The organism is Nonomuraea sp. B5E05 (genome assembly GCF_039880665.1).
In the GTDB taxonomy this organism is placed as follows: domain Bacteria; phylum Actinomycetota; class Actinomycetes; order Streptosporangiales; family Streptosporangiaceae; genus Nonomuraea.
In genome coordinates, this window is the sequence record NZ_JBDPMJ010000003.1 from 39730 (window position 1) to 63281 (window position 23552).

The 23552-nt window shown below is 71.6% G+C and carries 22 protein-coding genes and 1 pseudogene; 14 read left to right on the forward strand and 9 right to left on the reverse strand.

The genetic code is table 11. The annotated features are described in order from the left end of the window. Position 1: 1 nt before the first annotated feature. The 3 genes from tpiA to ABGB01_RS06600 all read left to right on the forward strand — a co-directional run bounded on the left by tpiA (position 2) and on the right by ABGB01_RS06600 (position 1533). A complete protein-coding gene (gene tpiA, locus ABGB01_RS06590; protein WP_347771325.1) occupies positions 2 to 784 on the forward strand; it encodes a triose-phosphate isomerase in 783 nt (260 codons plus the stop codon). Between the two features lie 99 nt (positions 785 to 883). Continuing rightward, positions 884 to 1114 carry a preprotein translocase subunit SecG gene (secG, locus tag ABGB01_RS06595; protein ID WP_347622275.1) on the forward strand — a complete coding sequence of 77 codons (231 nt, stop codon included), beginning with the start codon at positions 884 to 886 and terminating at the stop codon, positions 1112 to 1114. 74 nt (positions 1115 to 1188) lie between these two features. Continuing rightward, the gene (locus tag ABGB01_RS06600; protein ID WP_132632554.1) at positions 1189 to 1533 is read left to right on the forward strand and encodes an RNA polymerase-binding protein RbpA; all 345 of its coding nucleotides are present in this window, start codon (positions 1189 to 1191) and stop codon (positions 1531 to 1533) included. A 73-nt stretch (positions 1534 to 1606) separates the two neighbouring features. Here the strand turns inward: ABGB01_RS06600 and ABGB01_RS06605 are convergent, their stop codons facing one another. Continuing rightward, positions 1607 to 3208 (reverse strand): amidohydrolase, encoded by a 1602-nt coding sequence (locus ABGB01_RS06605; RefSeq protein WP_347771328.1) that lies wholly within the window; start codon positions 3206 to 3208, stop codon positions 1607 to 1609. 158 nt (positions 3209 to 3366) lie between these two features. Between ABGB01_RS06605 and ABGB01_RS06610 the strand changes: the two genes are divergently transcribed. Then, the gene (locus ABGB01_RS06610; RefSeq protein WP_347771330.1) at positions 3367 to 4389 is read left to right on the forward strand and encodes a GNAT family N-acetyltransferase; all 1023 of its coding nucleotides are present in this window, start codon (positions 3367 to 3369) and stop codon (positions 4387 to 4389) included. A gap of 162 nt (positions 4390 to 4551) precedes the next feature. Here the strand turns inward: ABGB01_RS06610 and ABGB01_RS06615 are convergent. Beyond that, a pseudogene (locus ABGB01_RS06615) lies at positions 4552 to 4968 on the reverse strand (Clp protease N-terminal domain-containing protein); the annotation flags it as partial. A 74-nt stretch (positions 4969 to 5042) separates the two neighbouring features. Between ABGB01_RS06615 and ABGB01_RS06620 the strand changes: the two are divergent. The 3 genes from ABGB01_RS06620 (at position 5043) to add (ending at position 7294) form a co-directional block, all read left to right on the forward strand. Further along, positions 5043 to 5807 carry a hypothetical protein gene (locus ABGB01_RS06620; protein WP_347771332.1) on the forward strand — a complete coding sequence of 255 codons (765 nt, stop codon included), beginning with the start codon at positions 5043 to 5045 and terminating at the stop codon, positions 5805 to 5807. A gap of 101 nt (positions 5808 to 5908) precedes the next feature. Beyond that, a complete protein-coding gene (locus ABGB01_RS06625) occupies positions 5909 to 6109 on the forward strand; it encodes a hypothetical protein (protein WP_347771334.1) in 201 nt (66 codons plus the stop codon). 165 nt (positions 6110 to 6274) lie between these two features. Then, positions 6275 to 7294 (forward strand): adenosine deaminase, encoded by a 1020-nt coding sequence (add, locus tag ABGB01_RS06630; RefSeq protein ID WP_347771336.1) that lies wholly within the window; start codon positions 6275 to 6277, stop codon positions 7292 to 7294. Positions 7295 to 7398: 104 nt separating this feature from the next. Here add and pgl read toward each other — a convergent pair whose 3' ends face one another. The 6 genes from pgl to tkt all read right to left on the reverse strand — a co-directional run bounded on the left by pgl (position 7399) and on the right by tkt (position 15650). After that, complete coding sequence (pgl, locus tag ABGB01_RS06635) at positions 7399 to 8172, reverse strand: 6-phosphogluconolactonase (protein ID WP_347771338.1); 774 nt, start codon at positions 8170 to 8172, stop codon at positions 7399 to 7401. Between the two features lie 67 nt (positions 8173 to 8239). Beyond that, complete coding sequence (locus tag ABGB01_RS06640; protein WP_347771340.1) at positions 8240 to 9154, reverse strand: glucose-6-phosphate dehydrogenase assembly protein OpcA; 915 nt, start codon at positions 9152 to 9154, stop codon at positions 8240 to 8242. A 61-nt stretch (positions 9155 to 9215) separates the two neighbouring features. Beyond that, positions 9216 to 10745: a glucose-6-phosphate dehydrogenase gene (zwf, locus tag ABGB01_RS06645; RefSeq protein WP_347772095.1), complete on the reverse strand. Its 1530-nt coding sequence runs from the start codon at positions 10743 to 10745 to the stop codon at positions 9216 to 9218. A 73-nt stretch (positions 10746 to 10818) separates the two neighbouring features. Further along, entirely contained in the window at positions 10819 to 12444 is a 1626-nt protein-coding gene (locus tag ABGB01_RS06650) for a glucose-6-phosphate isomerase (protein WP_347772097.1), read from the reverse strand. Next, positions 12444 to 13535: a transaldolase gene (gene tal / locus ABGB01_RS06655; RefSeq protein ID WP_347771342.1), complete on the reverse strand. Its 1092-nt coding sequence runs from the start codon at positions 13533 to 13535 to the stop codon at positions 12444 to 12446. Before tal ends, ABGB01_RS06650 begins: the two co-directional genes overlap by 1 nt. A 6-nt stretch (positions 13536 to 13541) precedes the next feature. After that, positions 13542 to 15650, reverse strand: coding sequence for a transketolase (gene tkt, locus ABGB01_RS06660; RefSeq protein WP_347771344.1), 2109 nt, complete (start codon positions 15648 to 15650; stop codon positions 13542 to 13544). Between the two features lie 256 nt (positions 15651 to 15906). Here tkt and ABGB01_RS06665 point away from each other — a divergent pair, with 256 nt between their 5' ends. The 4 genes from ABGB01_RS06665 to ABGB01_RS06680 are packed head-to-tail and all read left to right on the forward strand — an operon-like array spanning position 15907 to position 19444. Next, entirely contained in the window at positions 15907 to 16851 is a 945-nt protein-coding gene (locus ABGB01_RS06665; RefSeq protein WP_347771346.1) for a heme o synthase, read from the forward strand. Between the two features lie 52 nt (positions 16852 to 16903). Next, a complete protein-coding gene (locus ABGB01_RS06670; protein ID WP_132333267.1) occupies positions 16904 to 17287 on the forward strand; it encodes a metalloregulator ArsR/SmtB family transcription factor in 384 nt (127 codons plus the stop codon). Continuing rightward, entirely contained in the window at positions 17284 to 18264 is a 981-nt protein-coding gene (locus ABGB01_RS06675) for a cation diffusion facilitator family transporter (protein ID WP_347771348.1), read from the forward strand. Before ABGB01_RS06670 ends, ABGB01_RS06675 begins: the two co-directional genes overlap by 4 nt. Beyond that, positions 18251 to 19444: a PrsW family intramembrane metalloprotease gene (locus tag ABGB01_RS06680; protein ID WP_347771350.1), complete on the forward strand. Its 1194-nt coding sequence runs from the start codon at positions 18251 to 18253 to the stop codon at positions 19442 to 19444. The genes ABGB01_RS06675 and ABGB01_RS06680 overlap by 14 nt, the downstream gene beginning before the upstream one ends. 190 nt (positions 19445 to 19634) lie before the next feature. Here the strand turns inward: ABGB01_RS06680 and ABGB01_RS06685 are convergent, their stop codons facing one another. Then, positions 19635 to 20621 carry a COX15/CtaA family protein gene (locus ABGB01_RS06685; protein WP_347771352.1) on the reverse strand — a complete coding sequence of 329 codons (987 nt, stop codon included), beginning with the start codon at positions 20619 to 20621 and terminating at the stop codon, positions 19635 to 19637. 104 nt (positions 20622 to 20725) lie between these two features. On the opposite strand from ABGB01_RS06685, the gene ABGB01_RS06690 reads away from it, so the two are divergent. The 3 genes from ABGB01_RS06690 to ABGB01_RS06700 are packed head-to-tail and all read left to right on the forward strand — an operon-like array spanning position 20726 to position 23552. Further along, on the forward strand, positions 20726 to 21883 hold the full coding sequence (locus ABGB01_RS06690; RefSeq protein WP_347772099.1) for an FAD-binding oxidoreductase: 1158 nt from the start codon (positions 20726 to 20728) through the stop codon (positions 21881 to 21883). Beyond that, positions 21880 to 22122, forward strand: coding sequence for a (2Fe-2S)-binding protein (locus ABGB01_RS06695; RefSeq protein ID WP_165974426.1), 243 nt, complete (start codon positions 21880 to 21882; stop codon positions 22120 to 22122). The genes ABGB01_RS06690 and ABGB01_RS06695 overlap by 4 nt, the downstream gene beginning before the upstream one ends. Next, complete coding sequence (locus ABGB01_RS06700; RefSeq protein WP_347771354.1) at positions 22119 to 23552, forward strand: FAD-dependent oxidoreductase; 1434 nt, start codon at positions 22119 to 22121, stop codon at positions 23550 to 23552. The genes ABGB01_RS06695 and ABGB01_RS06700 overlap by 4 nt, the downstream gene beginning before the upstream one ends.

The following is a 23552-nucleotide window of genomic DNA, read 5'->3' on the forward strand; positions in this document are numbered from 1 at the left end:
CATGACCACTCGCAAGCCGCTCATCGCCGGCAACTGGAAGATGAACCTCAACCACCTCGAGGCCATCGCGCTGGTCCAGAAGCTGGCCTTCGGGCTCAGCGACAAAGACTTCGACAAGGTCGAGGTCGCGGTGCTGCCGCCGTTCACCGACCTGCGCAGCGTCCAGACCCTGGTCGACGGCGACAAACTGCGCATCGTCTACGGCGCCCAAGATCTCTCCGAGCATGACGGCGGTGCCTACACCGGCGAGGTGTCGGGCGCCATGCTGGCCAAGCTGGGCTGCACGTATGTCACGATCGGGCACTCCGAGCGGCGGCAATACCACGACGAGGACGACGACCTCGTCAACGCCAAGGTGCAGGCCGCCTACCGGCACTCGCTCACGCCCATCCTGTGCGTGGGCGAAGGGCTGGAGGTGCGTCAAGAGGGCCGCCATATCGCGCACAGTCTTGGCCAACTCGACGGCGCGCTGCGCAAAATCACGGCCGAGCAGGCAAAATCGATAGTGGTGGCCTACGAACCGGTGTGGGCGATCGGCACCGGCGAGGTGGCCACCCCGCAGGACGCTCAGGAGGTCTGCGGAGCTTTGCGAGTCAGACTCGCTGAGCTCTACGACTCCGAAGTGGCCTCCGCGGTCCGTATCCTTTACGGTGGCTCGGTCAAGTCAGGCAATATCGCAGGGATCATGGCTCAGCCCGATGTCGATGGCGCGCTCGTTGGTGGTGCGAGCATCGACGCTGGGGAGTACACGAAGATCTGCCGTTTCTCCGATATGCCCGGCTAACTGAGCCGTTCTGGGGGTGCGACTTGACATCAGGCCGTACCCTCAAGAAGCAAGTCTGAATCGTCACGCGTAACAGAGCATTGAAGGAACAGGCATACCGTGGAACTCGGAATCTCTATCGCCCTCATCCTGGCGAGCCTTCTCATGATCCTGCTCGTCCTGATGCACAAGGGCAAGGGCGGCGGTCTGTCCGACATGTTCGGCGGCGGGTTCTCGTCGAACTTCGGTGGTTCCTCGGTGGTGGAGCGCAACCTCGACCGGCTGACCGTCATCACCGGCATCATCTGGTTGGTCTGCATCATCGCTCTCGGCCTGCTCGTGCGGCCCTGAGCAAGCAAGTCAACGCGTGACAGTGATTCTCCCCCCGTGTCTGCGCGCGGGGCGATCGAGCGAGGAGTTCATCCGTGGGTAGTGGCAACGCGATCCGTGGCAGCCGAGTCGGCGCCGGCCCTATGGGGGAGGCCGAGCGCGGCGAGGCAGCTCCGAGAGTGCGGGTCTCGTTCTGGTGCGCCAACATGCACGAGACGCGCCCCAGTTTCGCCAGTGACGCGGCGGTCCCCGAGCTATGGGACTGCCCGCGGTGCGGCCTCCCAGCCGGACAGGACGAGGAGGCCCCGCCTGCCCCGCCCAAGAACGAGCCGTACAAAACGCACCTGGCTTATGTGAAGGAGCGCAGGAGCGACAAGGACGGCAAGGCGATCCTCGAGGAGGCACTGGAGCGCCTGCGCAGCAACAAGTCCCCCTGGTAGGCGTGTCAACGGAAGGGTCCCGGCGTCGTGCTGGGGCCCTTTCGCCGTTCCCGGCCCAGGAGGGCCGGGCTCGTCAGCCCCGTTCGTGGACCGGCTCGCCGTCCACGAACGTCATGCGCACCCGCGTCGTCCAGAGGTCGCCGGGCGGCAGTTCGAACGGGTCGCGGTCCAGGACCACCAGGTCGGCGGGGCGCCCCGGTTCGACGACGCCCGCCGGGGAGCGGTTGATCCAGGCCGAGCCCGCCGTGTAGGCGGTCATGGCCGTCGCCAGGTCGAGGCGCTGGCCGGGCAGGAACGGGGTCTGCGCGGTGGGGTAGCGGGCGTGCACCGAACCGCCCGGCTCCGTACGGTTCACCGCGACGTGCATGCCCTGGAGCGGGTCGGCGTCCGAGACCGGCCAGTCGCTGCCGGCGCAGCACCGGGCGCCGTGCGCGACCAGGTCGGCGAAGGGATACTGCCACGACGCGCGCGGCTCGCCCAGGAACGGCAGCGTCAGCTCGTCCATCTGCGCGTGGTGGGTGGCCCAGAGCGGCTGCAGGTTGGCCGTGACGCCCAGGGCGGCGAAGCGCGGCACGTCGGAGGGCTCGATGATCTGCAGGTGGGCGATGTGGTGGCGGTTGGCGGGGTTGGTGCCCTCGAAGCCGTCCAGAGCCTCGCGTACCGCCCGCTCCCCGATGGCGTGGACGTGCACCTGGAAGCCGTGCCTGTCCAGCTCGGCCACATAGCGCTTGAGCTCGACCGGGTCGACGTACGACAGGCCCGTGCCGCCGCACAGGCAGTACGGCTCCAGCGTGGCAGCGGTGAAGTTCTCTGTGATCCCGTCCTGCATGATCTTGACGGAGGTGGCGCGGAACCGGTCGAGTCCGTCGGCTGCGGCCCGCCGCTCGAGCAGGCCGGGGATCTGGTCCAGGCCGCGCGTCCTGTCCCACCACAGGGCGCCCACCACGCGGGCCCGCAGCAGGCCGGAGCCGGCCGCCGCCACATAGGTGGGCAGCTGGTCGTCGGAGCCCGCGTAGGAGCCCACGATGGCGTCCTGCCAGCCGGTGATGCCCAGCGAGAACAGATGTTCCTGGGCCCGTGCCAGCGCGTCGAGCAGATCCTGGGCGGACGGGCGCGGGGTGAGCAGGCCGACGAGCTCCATCGCGCCCTCGTGCAGGACCCCGGTGGGCGCGCCCCCGGCGTCGCGCTCGATCCGCCCGTCGGGCGGATCGGGGGTGGCGGCGGTGATGCCGGCCAGTTCGAGTGCCCGGCCGTTGACCCAGGCGGCGTGGTGGTCGCGCTGGATGAGGTACGCGGGCCGGTCGAGGAAGCCGAGCTGGTCGCGGTGGGGGAGCCCGTTCGGGAATGCCGACATATCCCAGCCGCCGCCATCAACCCACGCTTTATCCGGATTTTTCGCAGCATACGTGGCGATCGCCTCGACATATGCATCAAGGCCGAATACCTCTGACAAATCGCACTTAGCGCGTTCGAGGCCCGCCTGCACCGGGTGCATGTGCGCGTCGATGAACCCCGGCGTCAGCAGCCCGCCGTCCAGGTCCACGGTCTCGTGGGGGAGACGCGCCAGATCTCGCTCGGGGCCCACCGCGGCGATCACGCCGTCGCGTACGAGCACCGCCTCCGCCACGACGCCGTCGGGCGTGAAGACGCGGCCTCCTCGGAAGAGGATGTTCATGGGTCTCCCTCTCTCGGCGGGTCGTCCGGCGTCCATCGTGCCGCCGTGCGGCGTACCCGATGAGGGCAGGTGTCGCCAGATAACGTGATAAACCGGCACATATACCGATGAAACACTTCGTTAGCGGTGGTGTAACAGCCACCAGGCATGCTCGTCGCATGGGATTCTTGCGCATCCGGACCACGGTGGACGAACGACCCGGACGGCTGGCGTCACTGGCGGCGGCCCTGGCCGACAGGGGCGGCAACATCCTCGGGCTGAGCGTCCAGCCCGACACCGACGGCACCGTCGACGAGTTCGTCGCCGACATCCCCGCCCACCCCGAGACCGTGCGCCAGGCTCTGGAAGCAGCCGGTGGCCGCCGCATCCAGGTGGTCCCCGCCACGGCCCACGAGCTCACCGACGAGCCCACCAGGGCCCTCCTGCTGGCCTCCCGGCTACGCTCGATGCCGTGGCGGCTGCCCGAGCTGCTGGCCGAGCTGCTGCGCGCGGACGATGCCCGGTGGATCTATGGTGAACCCGTGCCTGATCTTCCCGACCCCACCCTGCTCGTCGTGCCCGTGGCCGCCCGGCGCGCGGTCCGGTTGCGCCGCGGCGACCTGCCCTTCACCTCGACCGAGGCGGCGAGGGCGGCCGCCTTCGCCCGGCTCGCCCAGCCCGCGGCCGAGCGGGACGGCGCCGAGCGCGGGATCAAACTCGCCGACGGGGTGGAGGTCACGGTCCGCCCGCTCACCTCGATCTACCGCGAGGCCGTACGCGACCTGCATGACCGGTGCTCGCCGGAGTCGCGCAGGTTCCGCTACTTCACCGCGCTGCCGGTGCTGCCCGAGCGCGTGTTCGACCGGATGTGCGACAGGAATCGGGGGCATTCGCTGGTCGCCGGGCACGACGGGCAGGTCGTGGGGCTGGCGAACCTCATGTTCACCGCCGATCCCGGCAGCGCCGAGATGGCCATCCTGGTCGAAGACCGCTGGCAGGGGCGCGGTCTGGGCGCGGTGATGGCCAGGATGCTGGTGCACGCGGCCCGTGACCTCGGATACGCCGAGGTCAGGGCCACCATGTTGTCCGACAACGCCAGGATGCGCAGGCTCCTGATCTCTCTGGGCGCCACGCTCGGCTACACCGAGGACCCGGGGGTGGTGGCGGCCCGGCTGCCCGTGGGCGCGATGGCCTCAGCCTAGGCCCTCCTCGTCCTGCGGCCTCCTGGCCGGCGGCTGGATGCCCAGGTGGCGTTCGATGCGCTCCAGGCTCTCCTGGATCTGCGCGAGCCGTTCGTTGAGGGCGGCGCCGCCGGAGTGGAACGTCTCGCCGGGGCGTTCCCTGGAGCCGCGGCCCACCCGGTCCAGCAGGCGCTGGCGTACGTCGGCCAGGTCCGCGCCGGCGTCCACGAGCGCCTGTGCGGCCAGCCCTTCGCCCTCCCTGACCAGCCCGAGCAGGATGTGCTCGGTGCCGATGTAGTTGTGGCGCAGCTGCAGCGCCTCGCGCAGCGACAACTCCAGCACCTTCTTGGCGCGCGGCGTGAACGGGATGTGCCCGCCCGGCGACTTCACGCCGCGGCCCTCCACACGCTCGACGAAGGCGCGTACGGGGTCCAGCTCCACGCCGCAGCCGTCGAGCACCAGGGCGGCCAGCCCTTCGCCCTCGTGGATGAGGCCGAGCAGGATGTGCTCGGTGCCGATGCGGTCGTGGTCCAGCCTCCGCGCCTCCTCCTGGGCGAGGACGATGACCCTGCGCGCACGGTCGGTGAAGCGCTCGAACACCGGATGTCTCCGTTCGACTCGGGGCTGTTTCCACTATGCGCTAGAAACCCGCGGATGTGGGGTATTTGTCCTGTGTGGATCTTGACGAGGTGGCCGACCGGCTCTACGCCCTGCCGCCGTCCGAGTTCACCGCCGCCCGCGCGGCCGAGGCCCGCGCGGCCAAGGACGCGGGTGATGTACGCCTGTCGCGCGAGATCGCGAAGCTGCGCAAGCCGACCGTGTCCGCCTGGGCGGTGAACAGGGTCGCCCGCGAACACCCCGGTGAGCTGGGCGAGCTGCTGGAGGTGGGGGAGCGGCTGCGGGCGGCCTGGGAGCAGCAGGACGCCGCCGCGCTGGCCGAGCTCACTCGCCGCCGCGGCGAGGTGACGCGTACGGTGGGCAGGCTCGTCAGGCAGGCCGGGGACCTGTCGGCCGCGGCGTCCGCCGAGGTGGACCAGACCCTGGACGCCGCCATGGTCGACGCCGGCGCGGCCGGGCAGGTGCGGCGCGGCACCCTGGCGAAGCCGCTCAGCTACAGCGGCTTCGCCCCCGCTCCGGTCCCGCGCGAGCGGCCGGCGGGCCGCAGGAAGCCGTCGCCCGACGAGGAGGCCGCCCGGGCGAGGGAGCGCGAGGAGGCCGAGGCGAGGAAGACCAGGGAACGCCAGGAGGCCGAGACCGCGCACCGCGAGTGGCGCGAGGCGCTCGAAGCGGCCACGAAGGAGCACGACGAGCGCGCGGAGAAGGTCGCGTCGCTGGAGCGCAAGCTGGCCAAGGCACGCGGAAGGCTGGCCGACAGCCGGCAGCGGCTCGAGGTCGCCCAGCGCGAGGAACGGCACGCACGCCAGCGGCTGGAGCGCTGACCTGAGGGGAACGCCCCGAGCGGAGCTCCGACCTGCGGGGCGGACGTTCCTGGGCCGGCTTGTAGCGTGGAGGAAACGCTGCGCACCACCCAGGAGCGGCGATGAGCTGGACTCCCGCCTTGTCGGGCGGCGCGGCCGCCCGTACCGTCGCGTGCGGGTGGCGGCGGGCGACCAGCTCCAGCATGCCGGGATCGGGGTCGACGGCGGTGACCTCGATGCCCAGCGCGAGCGCCGCCACCGTCACCACGCCGGTGCCGCAGCCGACGTCCAGCAGCCGCGGCGCCCTGGCCTCGCGGGCCTGAGCGAGCAGGGGCGCGACGGTATGCGCGCGGAGGCGGGCGAAGCCGCGCTCGTACGCTTCGGCGTTGGTCACGAATCTCAGCCTAAACTGGAAAACTAACATTCTGATGTGAAATTTCGTGCCAAAGCCTGTTTTCCCATGTGAAGCCGCTCGTATCGTCGTCGTCATGACCATCGACGCCTTCATCGACGCCCTGCCCAAGGTCGAACTGCACGTGCACCTGATCGGCTCGGCCTCCGTCACGACCGTGCTGGAGCTCTCGCGCCGCCACCCCGGCAGCGAGGTCCCCGTGACGGAGGACGAACTGCGCCGCTTCTACGCCTTCCGCGACTTCCCCCACTTCGCCCAGGTGTACGGCGCCGTCAACTCGCTCGTACGGGAGCCGGAGGACGTGGCCACGCTCGTGCTCGGCCTGGCCCGTGACCTCGCACCTCAGGGGGCCCGCTACGTCGAGCTGCAGGTCACGCCCTACGCCCACCACGTCGTCGGCATGCCCAGGCGCGAGGTGACCGAGGCCCTGGACCTGGCCGCCCGCCGGTCGCTGGCCGAGTACGGCGTGGAGATGGCCTACATCTTCGACATCCCCGGCGAGTACGGAGAGGAGGCCGCCAGGGTCACCGTCGAGCACGCCCTGCAAGAACCTCCCGCCGCGCTGGTAGGTTTCGGCATCGGCGGGATCGAGCAGGAGCGCCCGAAATATCGCGACGCCTACCGTTCGGCCTTCTCAGCGGCGCGCGCGGCCGGCCTGCACAGCGTCCCGCACGGCGGCGAGATGAGCGGGCCAGAGACGATCTGGGAGGTCATCGAGGGCTACGGCGCCGAGCGCATCGGCCACGGCATCACCTGCCTGGCCGACGACCGCCTGGTCGCCCATCTGCGCGAGACACAGATCCCCTTGGACGTCTGCCCCACCTCCAACCTCCGCACCGGGCAGGTCGCCCGCATCGAGGACCACCCGCTGCCACGGATGCTGGAGGAAGGCCTGTACGTCACGCTCAACAGCGACGACCCGCCCATGTTCGCCACCACGCTGGCCGAGGAGTACCGGCTCGCCGCGAACGTCTTCGGACTCGGCGCGCCCGAACTGGCCCACCTCGCCCGCAACGGCGTCCGGGCCTCCTACCTGGCCGAGGAGCGCAAGCAGGCCCTGGTGGCGGAGATCGACGCGCTCGTCGCGGCCGGCTGACCGGACGGGGCGACCGCCCGGCCCACGGCGAGCGGCGCCGGCTCACGGGAGAGGCCGGTGACAGGACCGCGGCTCACGGCGCGGTCGCCGGCGGAACGGCCGGGCTACGGCGAGGCCATGCGGCCGAGCCCCGGCGGGATCTTGCCGGCCGCCGCCCGGTCCAGGAGGAACAGGGTGCGCCCCCGGCCCCTGGCGCCCGCCGCCGGCACCTGCACGGGGCCCGAGTCGGACAGGGCCAGGCGTACCGCCCCCGACTTCTCCTCCCCGGCGGCCACCACCCACACCTCGCGCGCGGCCTGGATGGCGGGCAACGTCAGGGAGATACGCGTGGGCGGCGGTTTCGGCGAGCCGTGCACGGCCACCACCGGGCGCGTGTCGTAGAGCGCGGGCATGCCGGGGAACAGGGAGGCCACGTGGGAGTCGGGGCCCATGCCGAGCAGCATCACGTCGAAGCTCGGCACCGGTCCGTGATCCTCCGGCCTGGCGGCCTTACGCAGCTCGGCGGCGTAGGACTCGGCGGACTCCTCGGCCGTCATGCCCGCGTCGGGGCCGCGCATGACGTGCACCCGCTCCGGGTCGACGTCGACGTGGTCGAGCAGCGCCTCCCGGGCGCCGGTCTCGTTGCGTTCCTTGTCGCCCGCGGGCACGAACCGCTCGTCGCCCCACCAGACGTCCAGGCGCCGCCAGTCGACCGCGTCGCGCGCGGGCGTCGCGGCGATGGCGGCCAGCGTGGCGATGCCGACCGTGCCGCCGGTCAGCACGATGGACGCCGCCCCCTTGGCCGACTGCACGTCGACCAGCCGGGTGATGATCCGCGCCGCCACGGCCTTGGCCAGGACATCGGCGTTGCGGTGTACGACAACATTGGGCACGCTCACGAGCACTACTCTCTCACCAGGATCAGCAGGAAGCCCCGGACGGCCGGAGCCGCCCGGGGAGGGAGGGTCATCCCTTGTACGTGCGGGCGAAGTGCTTGACCGCGGCCTCGTAGATCTCGTCGCTGTCGAGCCTGCGCAGCTCCTCGGCCAGCAGTTCGGAGGTGTGGCGCCGGGCCAGCGCCACGTTCCTGTCGGGCTGCCCCGGGCGCGACAGCGTGGCCAGGCGAGCGTCGCTCCGGCAGATGGACAACTCGCCGTCGTCCAGACGCAGCCGCACGGACGTCAGGCCGGGGCCCGCCGAGTCGGCCACCTCGATCGGCGCGCCGAGGCGCTCCGACAGCCAGGAGGCCAGCAGCGGCGCGCTCGGGTGACCCTTCGCGCTCTCCACGACCCCCTCGCGCACCCGGCCCACGGGCTGGTCGAACGCGGCGGCCAGCAGGCTTCGCCACGGCGTCACCCTGGCCCACGACAGGTCGGTGTCGCCGCGGGCGTACCCCTTGGCCCTGGTCACCAGTGACTGGATGCCGCCCTCGTCCAGGCCCTTGGCGTCGGTGATGCGCCGCTGCGCCAGAGCCCCGATGGAGTCCTTCGACGGCACCTCGGGCGCCGCGCCCGGCCACCACACCACGACCGGGGTGTCGGGCAGCAGCAGCGGGCTGACCACGGAGTCGGCGTGCTCGGTGAGCTCGCCGTACAGGCGCAGCACCACGACCTCGCCGGGCGTGGACTCGCCGATGCGCAGCTCGGCGTCGAGCCTGATCGGCTCGTCCTCCTCACGCTTGATCACGACGATGATGCGGGAGGGGTGTTCGCGGGCCGCCTCGGTGGCGGCGCGCAGGGCGTCGTACTGGTGGCGCTCCTCGCAGACGACCACGAGCGTCAGCACCATGCCGATGGCGGGCGCGCCCATCTGGTGGCGCAGGTGCATGAACTGCGCCGAGATCTTGCCCGCCGTGGTGTCGGACAACATGAAGGTCGTCACGGGCGCTCCTCCGTCGGTCTCGCGGCGACAGCCGTACGGGATGTGTCAAGGCGTCCGCTCACTAGAGCCTCCTCCAGACGCGGCCGTCGCGGGCCATCATCGCATCGGCCGACTCGGGCCCCCACGAACCCGACTCGTAGCCTTCCGGCTGGCCCTGCGTGGCCCAGAACTCCTCGATCGGGTCGAGGATCTTCCACGACAGCTCGACCTCCCGCTGGTGGGGGAAGAGCGGCGGGTCGCCGATCATCACGTCGAGCAGCAGCCGCTCGTACGCCTCGGGGGACGACTCGAGGAACGACTCGCCGTAGGCGAAGTCCATGGAGACGTCGCGCACCTCCATGGCCGTGCCCGGCACCTTGCTGCCGAACCTGACGGTGATGCCCTCGTCCGGCTGGACCCTGATGACGAGCGCGTTGTGGCCGAGGATCTCGGTGTCGTCGGCACTGAAGGGCAGGTGCGGCGCCCGCTGGAACACCACGGCGACCTCCGTGACCCGGCGGCCCAGGCGCTTGCCGGTGCGCAGGTAGAACGGCACGCCCGCCCACCGCCGGTTGGCGATCTCCAGCTTGATGGCGGCGTACGTCTCCGTGGTGGACGCGGACGAGATGCCGTCCTCCTGAAGGTAGCCGACGACCTTCTCGCCGCCCTGCCAGCCCGCTTTGTACTGCCCGCGCGCGGTGTTGAGCCCGAGGTTGGCCGGCAGCCGCACGGCCTTGAGCACCTTCTCCTTCTCCCGGCGCAGCGCGGAGGCGTCGAACGAGGTCGGGTCCTCCATCGCGACCAGCGCGAGCAGCTGGAGCAGGTGGTTCTGGATCACGTCGCGGGCGGCGCCGATGCCGTCGTAGTAGCCGGCCCGCCCCCCGATGCCGATGTCCTCGGCCATCGTGATCTGCACGTGGTCGACGAAGCTGCGGTTCCAGATCGGCTCATAGAGGTTGTTGGCGAACCGCAGCGCCATGATGTTCTGAACGGTCTCCTTGCCCAGATAGTGGTCGATCCTGAAGATCGAGCTCTCCGGGAAGGCGGAGGTGGTGATCTCGTTCAGCTCGTGCGCCGAGCGCAGGTCGTGACCGAACGGCTTCTCGATGACCACCCGCCGCCACGAGCCCTCGGGCGCGTCGGACAACTTCGTCCGCTTGAGCTGCTCGACCACAACGGGAAAGAACTTCGGCGGCACCGACAGGTAGAAGGCGTAGTTTCCCCCGGTGCCCCGTGTCTCGTCGATCTCGTTCAAGGCCATGGCCAGCGCGTCGAACGCCCCGTCGTCGTTGAACTCGCCGGGCACGAAGTGGATGCCCTCACGCAGCTGCTTCCATACCTCCTCGCGGAAGGGCGTTCTGGCGTGTGCCTTGACGGCGTCGTGCGTCAGCTGGGCGAAATCCTGGTCCTTCCAGTCGCGCCTGGCGACCCCGACCAGCGAGAAGCCGGGCGGCAGCAGCCCCCGGTTCCCCAGGTCGTAGATCGCCGGCAACAGCTTGCGCTTGGCCAGGTCACCTGTCACGCCGAACAACACCATCACACACGGTCCGGCCACCCGGGGCAGCCGCTTGTCACGCGGGTCGCGCAGCGGGTTGGCCGCCAGGACTTCCATGGTGGTGGAGGTGCCCGCGGCCGAGGTGGCCACCGTGGCGGCCTCCTCCGCGGGTGCTGCCGGGTCTGTCATCTCAAGCCTCCTGTGCGGCTGCGAGCAGGTGCGCGACTCCCGCCGCGCGGTCGGTCAGATGCAGGCGTACGGCGGGACGCCCGCGGGTCTCCACGGCGCCGAGATCGCCGAGAGCCTGCGCCAGCTGGAGCCGGCCCAGGGTGTACGGCCGCCCCGGGACCGCGACGTCCTCGGCCACCGCGCCGGTGATCATCAGGAACACGCCGTTCGGGGGGCCGCCCTTGTGATATTGGCCGGTCGCGTGCAGACAGCGCGGGCCCCAGCCGAAGGTCACCGGCCGGTCGGTACGCAGCGCGAGCAGCGCCCGCAGCGTCGCCGCGTCGGCCATCATCCAGGCGTCGGTCATCTGCTCGAAGTCGGCCCCGTCGGGCACCGGGGCGTCGAACGCGGCCAGCCGGTCGAGGTAGGCCATGATCGACAGATATCCGCCGGCCGGAACGGTGTGCAGCAGCTCGGCGAACAGCCCGGGCAGATCCTTGGCCGTGACCCCGCCGTACACCTCGACGGGGCCGTCGGTGAACGCGGGAGCGCCGGTCGGCAGGTCGGGCAGCGCCAGCAGCGCGACGGTGTTGTCGCGCGCCCCGGCCTCGTCGGGCCGGTCGAAGGGGTCGACGTCCAGCGCCAGACCGGCGACGGCGGCGGCATATTCCCACACCGGGAACTGCGCGCCGAGGGGCCCGTCGACGCGCACGTCGCCGACGTCGGACTCGATCGCGACGACCAGTTCGTCGCCGCTGCGACGGGGGTCGGCGCCCACGACGGGGAGGATGCCCCTGCCCCGCTTGCCGGTGGAGCCCGCGACGAGCTCCTCGATCCAGCCGGGCAGCCCGGCGATGGCCGAGAGCTGGTCTTCGAGCAGCAGCTTGTCGCGCCCGCCCAGCGCCGCCCCGCCGAGCGCCGCCCCCAGGTCGAGCCCGGGGTTGCCGGTGTCGCGGGACAGCAGCGGCAGCGCCTGCTCGGCGTCGTCGAGCAGCCGCTCCACGCGGGCGCCCGCCAACGCGCAGGCCACCAGCGTGTACGCCGACAGCGCCGGAGCACGGCCGCCCGCGACGGGGGCGGCCGGCACCACCTGGTGGCCGCTCTCACGCGCGCGCCGCTCCAGCGGCGAGCCGGGGCCGGTGACGACCACGATGCGCTCGGCCGGCGCGATGCCCGCGTCGGCGAAGTAACGTTCGTAGATTCTCAGCAGGCAGTCGGTCTCCAGGGCCGAGCCGCCAGGGTCGGCCACGACCACGATCGTGGCGTCCGGCGGCTCGGCGAGCGCGCGGAGCACCTGCCCGGGGTCGGTCGTGTCGAGAACGGTGAGCGGCACGTCGTCGGTGTCGCAGATCACCTCGGCGGCGGCGGGCGAGCCGCCCGCCCCCGCCAGCACCACGTGCGTCAGTCCCTGCGCGCGTGCTCGCTCGGCGAGCCTGCCCAGCTCTGGCAGCAGCTCGCGCGAGGTGCGGGACGGCGTTCGCGGGCGCGCCGGCCGGTCGGGGCCGGCCGGCGCGCCCGCATCGGCGTCCTCACCCCACAGCGTGGGGTCGCCGGCGGCGAGCCGCGCGGGCACGCCGCCGGCGACGAGGCGCCCCGCGAAGGAGGCGGCGGCGGACGCCACCCCCTCATCGCGGCAGGAGACCTTCATCACGGGACCAGGTTCTTGGTGACGCTCTCGAGCAGCTCGTTCCAGGACGCCTCGAACTTGTCGACGCCCTCGTCCTCCAGGACCTTCACCACGTCGTCGTAGTCGACGCCGGCCTCCTTGAGCGCGGCCATGGTGTTCCAGGCCTGCTCGTAGAAGGGACGCACGGTGTCGCCCGAGACGTTGGCGTGGTCGGCCGTCGCGTCGAGCGTCTTCTCCGGCATCGTGTTGACGGTGCCGGGGACGACGAGCTGGTCGACGTAGAGGGTGTCGGAGTATTCGGGGTTCTTCACGCCGGTCGAGGCCCACAGCGGCCGCTGCGGGCGGGCGCCCGCGGCGCGCAGCCGCTGCCAGCGCTCGGAGTTCATCACGTCCTCGAACGCCGCGTACGCCAGGCGCGCGTTGGCCACGCCCGCCTTGCCCTTCAGCTCGGGCTTGCCGAGCTTGTCGAGCCGCTTGTCGATCTCGGTGTCGACCCGGCTGACGAAGAACGACGCCACCGAATCGATCTTGCTGAGGTCGAGGCCCTTGGCCTGCGCCGCCTCAAGGCCGGCCAGCCAGGCGTCCATGACCGCGCGGTAACGCTCGAGGGAGAAGATCAGCGTGACGTTGACGCTGATGCCCTCCGACAGCGCCTGCGTGATCGCGGGCAGCCCCTCCACCGTCGACGGGATCTTGATGAACAGGTTGGGCCGGTCGACCAGCCACCACAGCGCCCGCGCCTCGGCCACGGTCTTCTCGCTGTCGCGGGCCAGGCGCGGGTCGACTTCGAGGGACACCCGGCCGTCCACGCCGCCGGTGGCGTCGTAGACGGGGCGCAGCACGTCCGCGGCCCAGCGGATGTCGTAGGTGGTGATGGCGCGTACGGCCTCGCCCACGTCGACGCCGCGTACGGCGAGGTCGTGCAGCTGGGCGTTGTACGCGTCGCCCTTGCTGAGCGCGTTGGCGAAGATCGTCGGGTTGGAGGTCACCCCGACGACGTTCTTCTCGCGGATCAGCTGATCGAGGTTGCCGGTGCGCAGGCGCTCACGGCTGATGTCGTCGAGCCAGATGGCGACGCCCTGGCCGGACAGCTTGTTCAGGATCTCACTCATGTTCGTTCAGTTTCCCGTCGTCTCGCCCTTTTCCCGGCCAAGCTTGGCCAGGCTCGCATGTGCCGCCGCGGCCACGCGCTCCGCCGTCAGCCCGAACTGCTCGTACACGGTCTTGTACGGGGCCGACGCGCCGAAGTGTTCGAGGCCGACCACCTCGCCGCACTCGCCGACGAACTGGTGCCAGCCGAGAGCGACGCCCGCCTCGACCGCGACCCGAGCCCGGATCGACGCAGGCAGGACCGTCTGCCTGTATGCGGTGTCCTGCCCGTTGAACCATTCGACACACGGCATCGACACCACGCGCGTCGGGATGCCCTGCGACTCCAGCAGCTCGCGGGCGTTCACCGCGATCTCCACCTCGCTGCCCGTGGCGATGAGCAGGACCTGGGGCTGGCCGTCGGAGGCCTCGCGCAGGACGTAGCCGCCCCTGGCCACGCCCTCGGCGCTGGTGCCCTCGAAGACGGGCAGGTTCTGCCTGGTCAGGGCCAGGGCCGCGGGCCTGTCGGTGTGCTGGAGCACCGCCTTCCACGCGTACGCGGTCTCGTTGGCGTCGGCCGGGCGGACGACGTCGAGGCCGGGGATCGCGCGCAGCGCCCACAGGTGCTCGATCGGCTGGTGCGTGGGGCCGTCCTCGCCCAGGCCGATGGAGTCGTGCGTCCACACGTAGGTGACCGGCAGCTTCATCAGCGCGGCCAGGCGCACCGCCGGCCGCATGTAGTCGGAGAAGACCAGGAACGTGCCGCCGTAGGGGCGGGTGCCGCCGTGCAGGGCGATGCCGTTGAGAATCGCGCCCATGGCGTGCTCGCGGATGCCGAAGTGCAGCGTGCGGCCGTAGCGGTTTCCGGGGAACTCCTTGGTCTGGTATTCCTCGGGGATGAAGGACGGCTCGCCCTTCATGGTGGTGTTGTTCGACTCGGCCAGGTCGGCCGAGCCGCCCCACAGCTCGGGCAGCACCGGCGCCAGCGCGCTCAGCACCTCGCCGGAGGCCTTGCGGGTGGCCATCGAGGCGCCCGGCTCGAACGACGGCAGCGCCCTGGCCCAGCCGTTGGGCAGCTGGCGCTGGGAGATGCGGTCGAGCTCCTCGGCCCGCTCGGCGTTGGCCGAGCGCCACTCCGCGTAGCCCTTCTCCCACTCGGCGTGCTCGGCGCGGCCGCGCTGGGCGACGGCGCGGGCGTGCTTGAGCACCTCGTCCGGCACGTCGAAGCTCTTGGCGGGGTCCATGCCGAGGACTTCCTTGGTGGCGGCGACCTCCGCCTCACCCAGGGCCGAGCCGTGGATCTTGCCGGTGTTCCGCTTGTTGGGCGCGGGCCAGCCGATGATGGTGCGCAGCCGGATGAACGACGGCCGGCCGGTCTCGGACCTGGCCGCCTGCAGCGCGTCGTAGAGCGCCTGGACGTCCTCGGCGTAGTCGCCGTTCTCGGTCCAGTCGACGCTCTGGGTGTGCCAGCCGTAGGCGTCGTAGCGGGCGACGACGTCCTCCGACTTGGCGATGAGCGTGTCGTCCTCGATGGAGATCTGGTTGTCGTCCCAGATGACGATGAGGTTGCCCAGCTTCTGGTGGCCGGCGAGCGAGCTGGCCTCGTGGCTGATGCCCTCCTCGATGTCGCCGTCGCTGACGAGGCACCAGATGTGGTGGTCGAACGGCGAGGCGCCCGGCTCGGCGCCGGGGTCGAACAGGCCGCGCTCGCGGCGGGCCGCCATCGCCATGCCGACCGCGTTGCCCAGACCCTGGCCGAGCGGACCCGTCGTGGTCTCGACGCCGGCCGTGTGGCCGTGCTCGGGGTGACCGGGCGTGAGGCTGTCCCACTGGCGCAGCCGCCTGAGGTCGTCGAGTGACAGGCCGTAGCCGGAAAGGAAGAGCTGGATGTAGAGCGTCAGGCTGGTGTGGCCGCACGACAGCACGAAGCGGTCGCGCCCGATCCATCCGGGATCGGTCGGGTCGTGGCGCATCACGCGCTGGAAAAGCAGGTATGCGGCGGGGGCCAGGCTCATGGCGGTGCCGGGATGACCCGAGCCCGCCTTCTCCACTGCGTCCATCGCCAGGGCTCGAACGACGTCGACCGCCTTCTTGTCGAGGTCGGTCCATTCGAGGGCTGGCACGAGTTCGGTGCTCAAGTGCTCGATCTCCGGAATCTAGTTGTCATTGGTCACGCCGGTTTGGCTATCCCGCCCACAGGGACCCTAACCGAGTGGAGGTGACGATCAATTCCCGTTCCACCCCGGCGTCCCACGTGGGGCGCAAGCCCCCCATTGGCCGGACCGGCCGACCCTGCGACTACAGTTTGGTTGTTCGCAGAGGCGTCACGGCGCCCACCCATGGATCCGCTCTAATCAGAGGTTACGCGTTGACCCCGCACAGGCTGGAAGCACCTTGACGGTGCTCACCAACAGGCAGGCGACGGCCCCGTCCCCGAAGGTGGGCGAGCCGCGTTCGATCGGCATGATCGTCAAGGCCTACATCGCGCTCACCAAGCCGCGGATCATCGAGCTGCTGCTGATCACGACGCTGCCCGTGATGTTCCTCGCCGCGGGCGGGTTGCCGCCGCTGTGGACGTCCGTCGCCGTCATGGTGTTCGGCACCCTGTCGGCAGGCAGCGCCAACGCGCTCAACTGCTACGTCGACCGTGACATCGACCAGAAGATGCGCCGCACCCGCCGCAGGCCGCTGGCCAGGCACCAGGTGTCGCCGCGCGCGGCGCTCGTCTTCGGCGTCGTGCTCGGCGTGATCTCCACCGTGGGCCTGTGGCTCACCACCAACGCCCTGGCCGCCCTGCTGTCCACCGGCGCGATCCTGTTCTACGTGCTGGTCTACTCGATGATCCTCAAGCGGCGCACCGCCCAGAACATCGTGTGGGGCGGCATCGCGGGCTGCATGCCGGTGATGATCGGCTGGGCGGGCATCACCGACCGGCTCGCCTGGGCGCCGCTGGTGCTGTTCGGGGTGGTGTTCTTCTGGACGCCGCCGCACACCTGGACGCTGGCCATGCGTTACAAGGAGGACTACGCGGCGGCCAAGGTGCCGATGTTGCCGGTGGTGGCCACTGAGCGGCGGGTCGTCCTGGAGTCCATCGCCTACACGTGGGCGACCGTGCTGTGCTCGCTGGCGCTGTGGCCGGTGGCCGGCACCACGCTGTTCTACCCTGTCGTCGCGGCCGTGCTCGGCGCCGTGTGCCTGTGGGAGGTGCACCGCCTGCTGGGCCGGCTCAACGCCGGCAAGAGCGGTGTCGACCTGCGCCCGATGCGGTTCTTCCACTGGTCCAACGCCTACCTGGCGCTGCTCTTCCTCGCGGTCGCGATCGACCCGCTGCTCGCCTGAACCCTCCGCCCGGCCGTTGCGCCGGGCTCTTCTCGATCCTTATAGTGCACATATGAACAGCTCTTCAGGTGTTATCACGGGTCTGGACGGTTGTGCGGTGCAGGAGCCGGACGCCGCCAGGGTCGCGGCCACCCGTGACCGGCTCGTGACGCCGGAAGAGGCCACCCGGCTGGCCGAGCTGTTCCGCCTGCTCGGGGACCCGACCCGGGCCCGGCTGCTCTACGCCCTGCTGGAGGCGGGGGAGTTGTGCGTGTGCGACCTGGCCGACGCCGTCGAGGTGACCGACACGGCCGTCTCCCACGCGCTGCGCCTGCTGCGTACGGCGGGGATCGTGGCCAGCCGCAGGGCCGGGCGGATGATCTACTACCGGCTGGCCGACGCCCATGTCCGCATGCTGCTCGACCTGAGCCGGGAGCATCTGAAGGAGACCGGATGAGCGGAGGTCACCACGGCCGGGGGCCCGGTCATGGGCACGGGCACGGCCACGCGTTGAGCGCGAACGCCGACCGGCGTCATCTGGCCGGGGCGCTCGCGCTCATCGTCGGCTACATGGTCGTCGAGGTGATCGCCGGTGTGATCGCCAACTCGATCGCGCTGATCTCCGACGCCGCCCACATGCTGACCGACGCGACCGCCATCGCGCTGGCCCTGCTCGCCATGCGCATCGCCGCCAGGCCGGCCAGGGGCGCCTACACGTTCGGCTGGAAGCGGGCCGAGATCCTCTCCGCGCAGGTCAACGGCGTGACGCTGCTTCTGCTCGTGGCCTACTTCGTCTACGAGGGCGTGCGCCGGCTCATGGAGCCGCCCGAGGTGTCGGGGCCCGTCGTCGTGTTCACCGCGCTGGCGGGCATCGCCGTCAACGCGCTGGCCGTCTGGCTGCTGTCCAGGGCCGACCGGCGCAGCCTCAACGTCGAGGGCGCCTTCCAGCACGTGCTCAACGACATGTACGCCTTCATCGCCACGGCGGTGGCGGGTGTCGTGGTCTGGCTGACCGGCTTCCGCCAGGCCGACACGATCGCCGCCCTGGTGGTGGCCGCCCTCATGCTCAAGGCCGGCTGGGGGCTGCTGCGCGACTCCGGCCGGGTGCTGCTGCAGGCGGCGCCGAGCGGGCTCGACCCCGACGAGATCGGCGGTGTGCTGGCCGCCGACCCCGACGTCGAGGAGGTGCACGACCTGCATGTCTGGGCCGTGACGAGCGGCTATCCCACGCTGTCGGCCCACGTGATCGTGGCGGAGGGCTCCGACTGCCACGACGTACGCACACGCCTGGCCCGCCTGCTGCACGAGCGCTTCGAGATCGGCCACACCACGCTCCAGGTCGATCACGGCATGCCCGGCCTGGACCCGCACTGCTCCGACCCGCACGGACCCCGGCACTCTGATCCGTTAAGGTCACCCTATGGCGACCCGTGATCCACGCTGGGTGTTCAAGGACCGCCCATCGTTCGCGTTGATCATCGGGCTGGTGCTCACCGGCATCTGCGCCCTCGTCTCGTTCTCGTTCGACGTGGTGTTCAACGGCGCGCCGGTGCAGTTCTTCATCGCCCTCATGCTCGCGCTGGCACCGGTGCCGCTGCTGCTGGCCGCGGTGCTGGCGCTCGACCGGATGGAGCCGGAGCCGCGCAGCAACCTGATCTTCGCGTTCGCGTGGGGCGCGGGCATCGCGGTGCTGGTCGCCGGCGTGGTCAACTCGCTCAACCTGCACTACATCATCGACACCGCCCGCCTGTCGGAGGCCAGTGCCCGCAACATCGCGGCCACGTTCGGCGCGCCCGTGGTGGAGGAGACGATGAAGGGCCTGGTGCTGCTGGGCCTGCTCAGGTTCCGCAGGGCCGAGCTCGACGGGCCGACCGACGGCGTCATCTACGCCAGCATGGTCGGGCTCGGCTTCGCCATGAGCGAGAACGTCAGCTACTACATCGCCGCGCTGTCCGGCTCGGGCGTCAAAGGGCTGGCGGTCACGGTGGTGCTGCGCGGCATCCTGTCGCCGCTCGCGCACCCGCTGTTCAGCTCCATGATCGGCGTCGCGGTCGCCTACGCGGCCCAGCGCGGCGGCGGCGACCGGATCTTCCCCGTCCTGGCCGGCTGGTCGGCCGCGATGATCCTGCACGGCCTGTGGAACGGCCTGGCCTCCTACGGCGGCTTCCCCGGGCTCGTGGTGGCCTACCTGACGCTGCTGGTCGTGCTGGTCGTGCTCATCGGCGTGGTGTTCAGGGACCGGCGGCGCATCGTCGCCCTCATCCAGCGCTATCTCCCGCCCTACGAGCCGACCAAGCTGGTCACCCAGGCCGACATCTACATGTTGTCGGCGTTCACCAGGCGGCGGCAGGCCAGGCAGTGGGCCAAGGCCCACGGCGGCAAGCGGGGGCTGCGCGCGATGCGCGACTACCAGCTGGCCGCCACCGAGCTGGGCCTGCTGCACGAGCGGGCGGCCCGCCACGTGGTCGACGAGCAGACCTTCCACGAGGAGCAGCGGGCGCTGCTGGAGTGCATGAGCACCGCCAGGGCGGACTTCCCCGCGCGGTCGATGCACGCCGGCTCGGTCGCCAGGGGCTCACCGCCGCCGGGCTACGCCCCCGGCGCTCCCGGCTGAGGCGAGGCCGCCGGGATGCGTCTCTGATGTTCCCGGTGGGGCGGCCGGGCTCGCGGCGCTCGTCCAGATTGACGCCGGGCGCTGTCCGGCGCGGTGGTGTGCGGAGCGCGGCGGACGTTTCCGTGCAAATCACGCGTGCGTCAGGGCGGGGGAGTGGCGGACCTAACGCCCCAAACCCGGGCTTATCCCCTCAGACGGCGGCGTGCGCCGCGGTGGGGGAGTGGCCAGCGGGGGCGGCCTCAGGGGAACGGGTGCGCAGTGAGGTGACCACCCTCAGCGCGGCGATCCAGACCAGGGTCGAGCCGAGGACGTGCAGCAGGACCAGCATGGCGGGCACGGCCAGGAAGTACTGGGTGTAGCCGATCACGCCCTGGGCCAGCTCCACCGCGAAGAGCGCGAGCGCCGCCCGGCGCGCGGGGCGCGGGGCGTTGTTCACGTGCAGCGCGAACGCCAGTGCGAACGTCAGCCCCACCACGACGTAGGCGATGTCGGCGTGGATGCGCGCCACGGTCTCGATGTCCAGGTCGAAGCGGGAGGCCATGGCGTCGCCCGAGTGCGGCCCCGTGCCGCTCACCACCACACCGGCCACCAGCAGCACGAACACCGCCGCGAGCAGCACGTGCCCGAGCCGCCTGATGTCGCGGTGCGTCACCCGGCGCGCGGGGGCGTCGCCCTCGCCCGCGCGGGCGTACAACACCCAGCAGGCGGCGATCAGGCCGCTGGAGATCAGGAAGTGCATGCCGACCGTGAACGGGTTGAGCATGGTGTTGACCACCAGCCCGCCCCACAGCGCCTGGGCCACGATGCCGACCGGCTGGAGCCAGGCCAGCAGCACCAGCGAGCGCCTGCGCGGCCTCATCCGCAACGCGGAGAGCACGCACGCGACCCCCACGGCCAGCACCAGGAAGGTGAGCAGCCGGTTGCCGAACTCGACGGCCATGTTGAGCGGTGAGACCTCGGGGTGCGCGACCGGGATGAAGCTGTCGGGCGTGCACCTCGGCCAGGTCGGGCAGCCCAGCCCGGAGCCGGTGACCCGCACTCCCGCGCCCGTCACCGTGATGCCCGCGTTGACCACCACGGACGCCATGGCCCAGCCGCGCATCGACCTCTCGGTGGGCGCCCAGAAGGAGAACAGGCGGCGCACAAGGGGGTGGGGATGGTCCGTGGGTAGCTTCACGTATCGATGGTAAGGGCCGGGCGGGCCGGTCCCTGGAACGGGGCTTCTCAAGGTCATTGGGTATGTGACATATTACCGCTGGGAGGTGGTGGCGCTTGTCCGACGTGATCGTCGTCGGCGCCGGCGTGGTGGGAGCGGCCTGCGCCTACTACGCCGCACGGGCGGGACTCGACGTGACCGTGATCGACCGCGGGCCCGTGGCGGGCGGCACGACCGGCTCGGGCGAGGGCAACGTCCTGGTGTCCGACAAGGAACCAGGGCCCGAACTCGAGCTGGCCGTCCTGTCGAACCGGCTGTGGCGCTCGCTGGCGGAGCGGCACGGCGGGAACGGCGGGTTCGAGTTCGAGGCCAAGGGCGGGCTCGTCGTCGCCGAGACCCCCGAGGTCCAGGAGCGGCTCGCCGACCTCGCCGCCGGACAGGCCGCCAAGCATGACGTCGAGCACACCCTGGTGCCCGCCGGATCGCTGCGCGACTACGAGCCGCACCTCGCCGGCGACCTGGCCGGCGGCGTGCACTACCCGCAGGACGCCCAGGTGCAGCCCATGCTGGCCGCGGCCGCCCTGCTCAGGCACGGGGCGCGCAGCTTCGGCCGCGGCACGTTGCGCCTGCGGCTGGGCGCCGCGGTGACCGGGGTCAGGCGTTCCGGCGGCCGGGTGACGGGCGTCCGCACCTCGCGGGGCGACGTCCGCGGCGGCGCTGTGATCAACGCGGCGGGCACCTGGGGCGGCGAGGTGGCCGCGCTGGCGGGCGTCGACCTGCCGATCCTGCCCAGGCGCGGCTTCGTCCTCGTCACCGAACCCCTGAGCGAGCCGCTGATCAGGCACAAGGTCTACACCGCCGCCTACGTCACGAACGTCGCGAGCGACTCGGCGGGGCTGGAGACGTCCGCCGTCGTCGAGGGCACCCCGGCGGGGACCGTGCTCATCGGGGCCAGCAGGGAACGGGTCGGCTTCGACCGTACGACGTCGGTGCCGGTGCTCGCGCGGCTGGCCGGGCAGGCGGTCGCGCTCTTCCCCGCGCTGCGCGAGGTGCGGGCCATCAGGTCCTACTGCGGGTTCCGGCCGTACTGCCCCGACCACCTGCCCGTCATCGGCGCCGACCCGCGCCTGGCCGGGCTGTACCACGCGTGCGGGCACGAAGGCGCGGGGATCGGGCTCGCCCCCGCGACCGGGCACCTGCTCGCCCAGATCATCGCCGGTCAGAAGCCCGACCTCGACCTGAGCCCCTTCCGGCCCGGACGTTTCTCCGAGGAGGACCAGTGACGTTCCACATCACGGTCGACGGCCGGTCCGTGCCGGTCGTCCCCGGGCAGACGATCGGCGCGGCCCTGCACGCGGCCGGCGTGCGGTCATGGCGCAGCACCCGCTTCGGCGGGCGGCCGAGAGGGCTGTTCTGCGGGATCGGCGTCTGCTTCGACTGCCTGATCTCCGTCAACGGGCGGGCGCCCGAGCGGGCCTGCCTCCTGGAGGCCGCGCCGGGGGACGAGGTGACGACGTCGTGACGTACGACCTCGTGGTGATCGGGGGCGGGCCCGCGGGGGTCGCGGGCGCGCTCACGGCGGCGCGGGCGGGCCTGCGGGTGGCGCTCGTGGACTCAGGGGCGCGGCTCGGCGGCCAGTACTTCCGCCACGCCGTCGTCCCGGGCGCGGAGCCCGGGCTCGGCCGGTTCCTGCGCCAGGGCCGGGCCCTCGGCGAGCGTGCCGACGTGCTGCTGCGGCACCAGGCGTGGAGCGCCGCCCGCGAACCGGACGGGACCCTGGTCGTGCACTGCGTGAAACGGTCATCCCCGGCTCAGGACGGAAGGGCGGGTGAGCTGCCGGTCGCTCTCCGGGCACGGCGGCTGCTCATCGCCACCGGCGCGCACGACCGGCCGCTGCCCTTTCCCGGATGGGACCTGCCCGGCGTGCTCACCGCGGGCGGCGCGCAGGCGCTGCTCAAGGGCAGCGGCGTCGTGGCGGGCCGGCGGATCGTCGTCTCCGGCACCGGGCCGTTCCTGCTCCCCGTGGCCGGCGGGCTGGCCGGGGCGGGGGCGCGCGTGCTCGGCGTGTTCGAGGCCGGGAGTGGGCTCGGGCTGGCCAGGCGGCCGCTCCTCGCCCTGGACAAGGCGGGCGAAGCGGCACGGTACGCGGTCGGCCTGGCCCGGCACCGGGTGCCGTACCGCACGCGCCAGGCGGTGGTCGCGGCGCACGGCGAGCGCGAGGTGGAGGCCGTCACCGTGGCCCGCCTCGACGAGGGGTGGAACATCCTCGCCACCCGCGTCGTCGCGTGCGACACCGTGGCCGCCGGATACGGTTTCGTGCCGCAGATCGAGCTGGGCACGCAACTCGGCTGCCAGACCCGGCACGACGTGGACGGCAGCCCGGTGCTCACCGTGGACGCCGCCCAGCGCACCACGGTCCCGGGCGTCTGGGCGGCGGGCGAGCCCACGGGGGTCGGCGGGTGGCGGCTGTCCGAACTGGAGGGCCGCATCGCCGGCCTGGCCATCGTGGCCGGCTCCCGGACGGCGCCTGAGGCGGCCGGGGTGCCGGGGGCGCCGGGGGCGCTCGTGCGGCGGCGGGCGCGGTGGCGGGCGTTCGGGGAGGCGCTGCAGCGGGCCTATCCCGTCAAGCCGGGCTGGCAGGGGTGGCTGCGCGACGACACGCTGGTGTGCCGGTGCGAGGAGGTGCCGCTGGCCCGCGTACGCGAGGCGCAGGACCTCGGCGCGACCGACGCGCGCTCCATCAAGTTGCTGGCCAGGCCGGGCATGGGGTGGTGCCAGGGCCGCATCTGCGGATACGCCGTCTCGTGCCTGGCAGGGGAGCCGCCGCAGCCGCCCCGCCGCCCCATCGCCCAGCCGGTCACCCTCGGCGCGCTCAGCGAGAGCGGCGAGGCGACCGGTCCGGCCCTCGCGGACGATCCACCCCCTCACCCGAACCCCTGGAGGACCTCGTGA

What these genes read in the sequence shown, in the direction of transcription:
- ABGB01_RS06650 (WP_347772097.1), bottom strand. Translation starts at nt 12,444, where the DNA reads ATGAAGGTCTCCTGCCGCGATGAGGGGGTGGCGTCCGCCGCCGCCTCC.
- ABGB01_RS06680 (WP_347771350.1), top strand. Translation starts at nt 18,251, where the DNA reads ATGGCGACCCGTGATCCACGCTGGGTGTTCAAGGACCGCCCATCGTTC.
- tpiA (WP_347771325.1), top strand. Translation starts at nt 2, where the DNA reads ATGACCACTCGCAAGCCGCTCATCGCCGGCAACTGGAAGATGAACCTC.
- zwf (WP_347772095.1), bottom strand. Translation starts at nt 10,745, where the DNA reads ATGGAAGTCCTGGCGGCCAACCCGCTGCGCGACCCGCGTGACAAGCGG.
- ABGB01_RS06610 (WP_347771330.1), top strand. Translation starts at nt 3,367, where the DNA reads ATGGGATTCTTGCGCATCCGGACCACGGTGGACGAACGACCCGGACGG.
- ABGB01_RS06670 (WP_132333267.1), top strand. Translation starts at nt 16,904, where the DNA reads ATGAACAGCTCTTCAGGTGTTATCACGGGTCTGGACGGTTGTGCGGTG.
- ABGB01_RS06625 (WP_347771334.1), top strand. Translation starts at nt 5,909, where the DNA reads ATGAGCTGGACTCCCGCCTTGTCGGGCGGCGCGGCCGCCCGTACCGTC.
- ABGB01_RS06675 (WP_347771348.1), top strand. Translation starts at nt 17,284, where the DNA reads ATGAGCGGAGGTCACCACGGCCGGGGGCCCGGTCATGGGCACGGGCAC.
- add (WP_347771336.1), top strand. Translation starts at nt 6,275, where the DNA reads ATGACCATCGACGCCTTCATCGACGCCCTGCCCAAGGTCGAACTGCAC.
- tal (WP_347771342.1), bottom strand. Translation starts at nt 13,535, where the DNA reads ATGAGTGAGATCCTGAACAAGCTGTCCGGCCAGGGCGTCGCCATCTGG.
- ABGB01_RS06605 (WP_347771328.1), bottom strand. Translation starts at nt 3,208, where the DNA reads ATGAACATCCTCTTCCGAGGAGGCCGCGTCTTCACGCCCGACGGCGTC.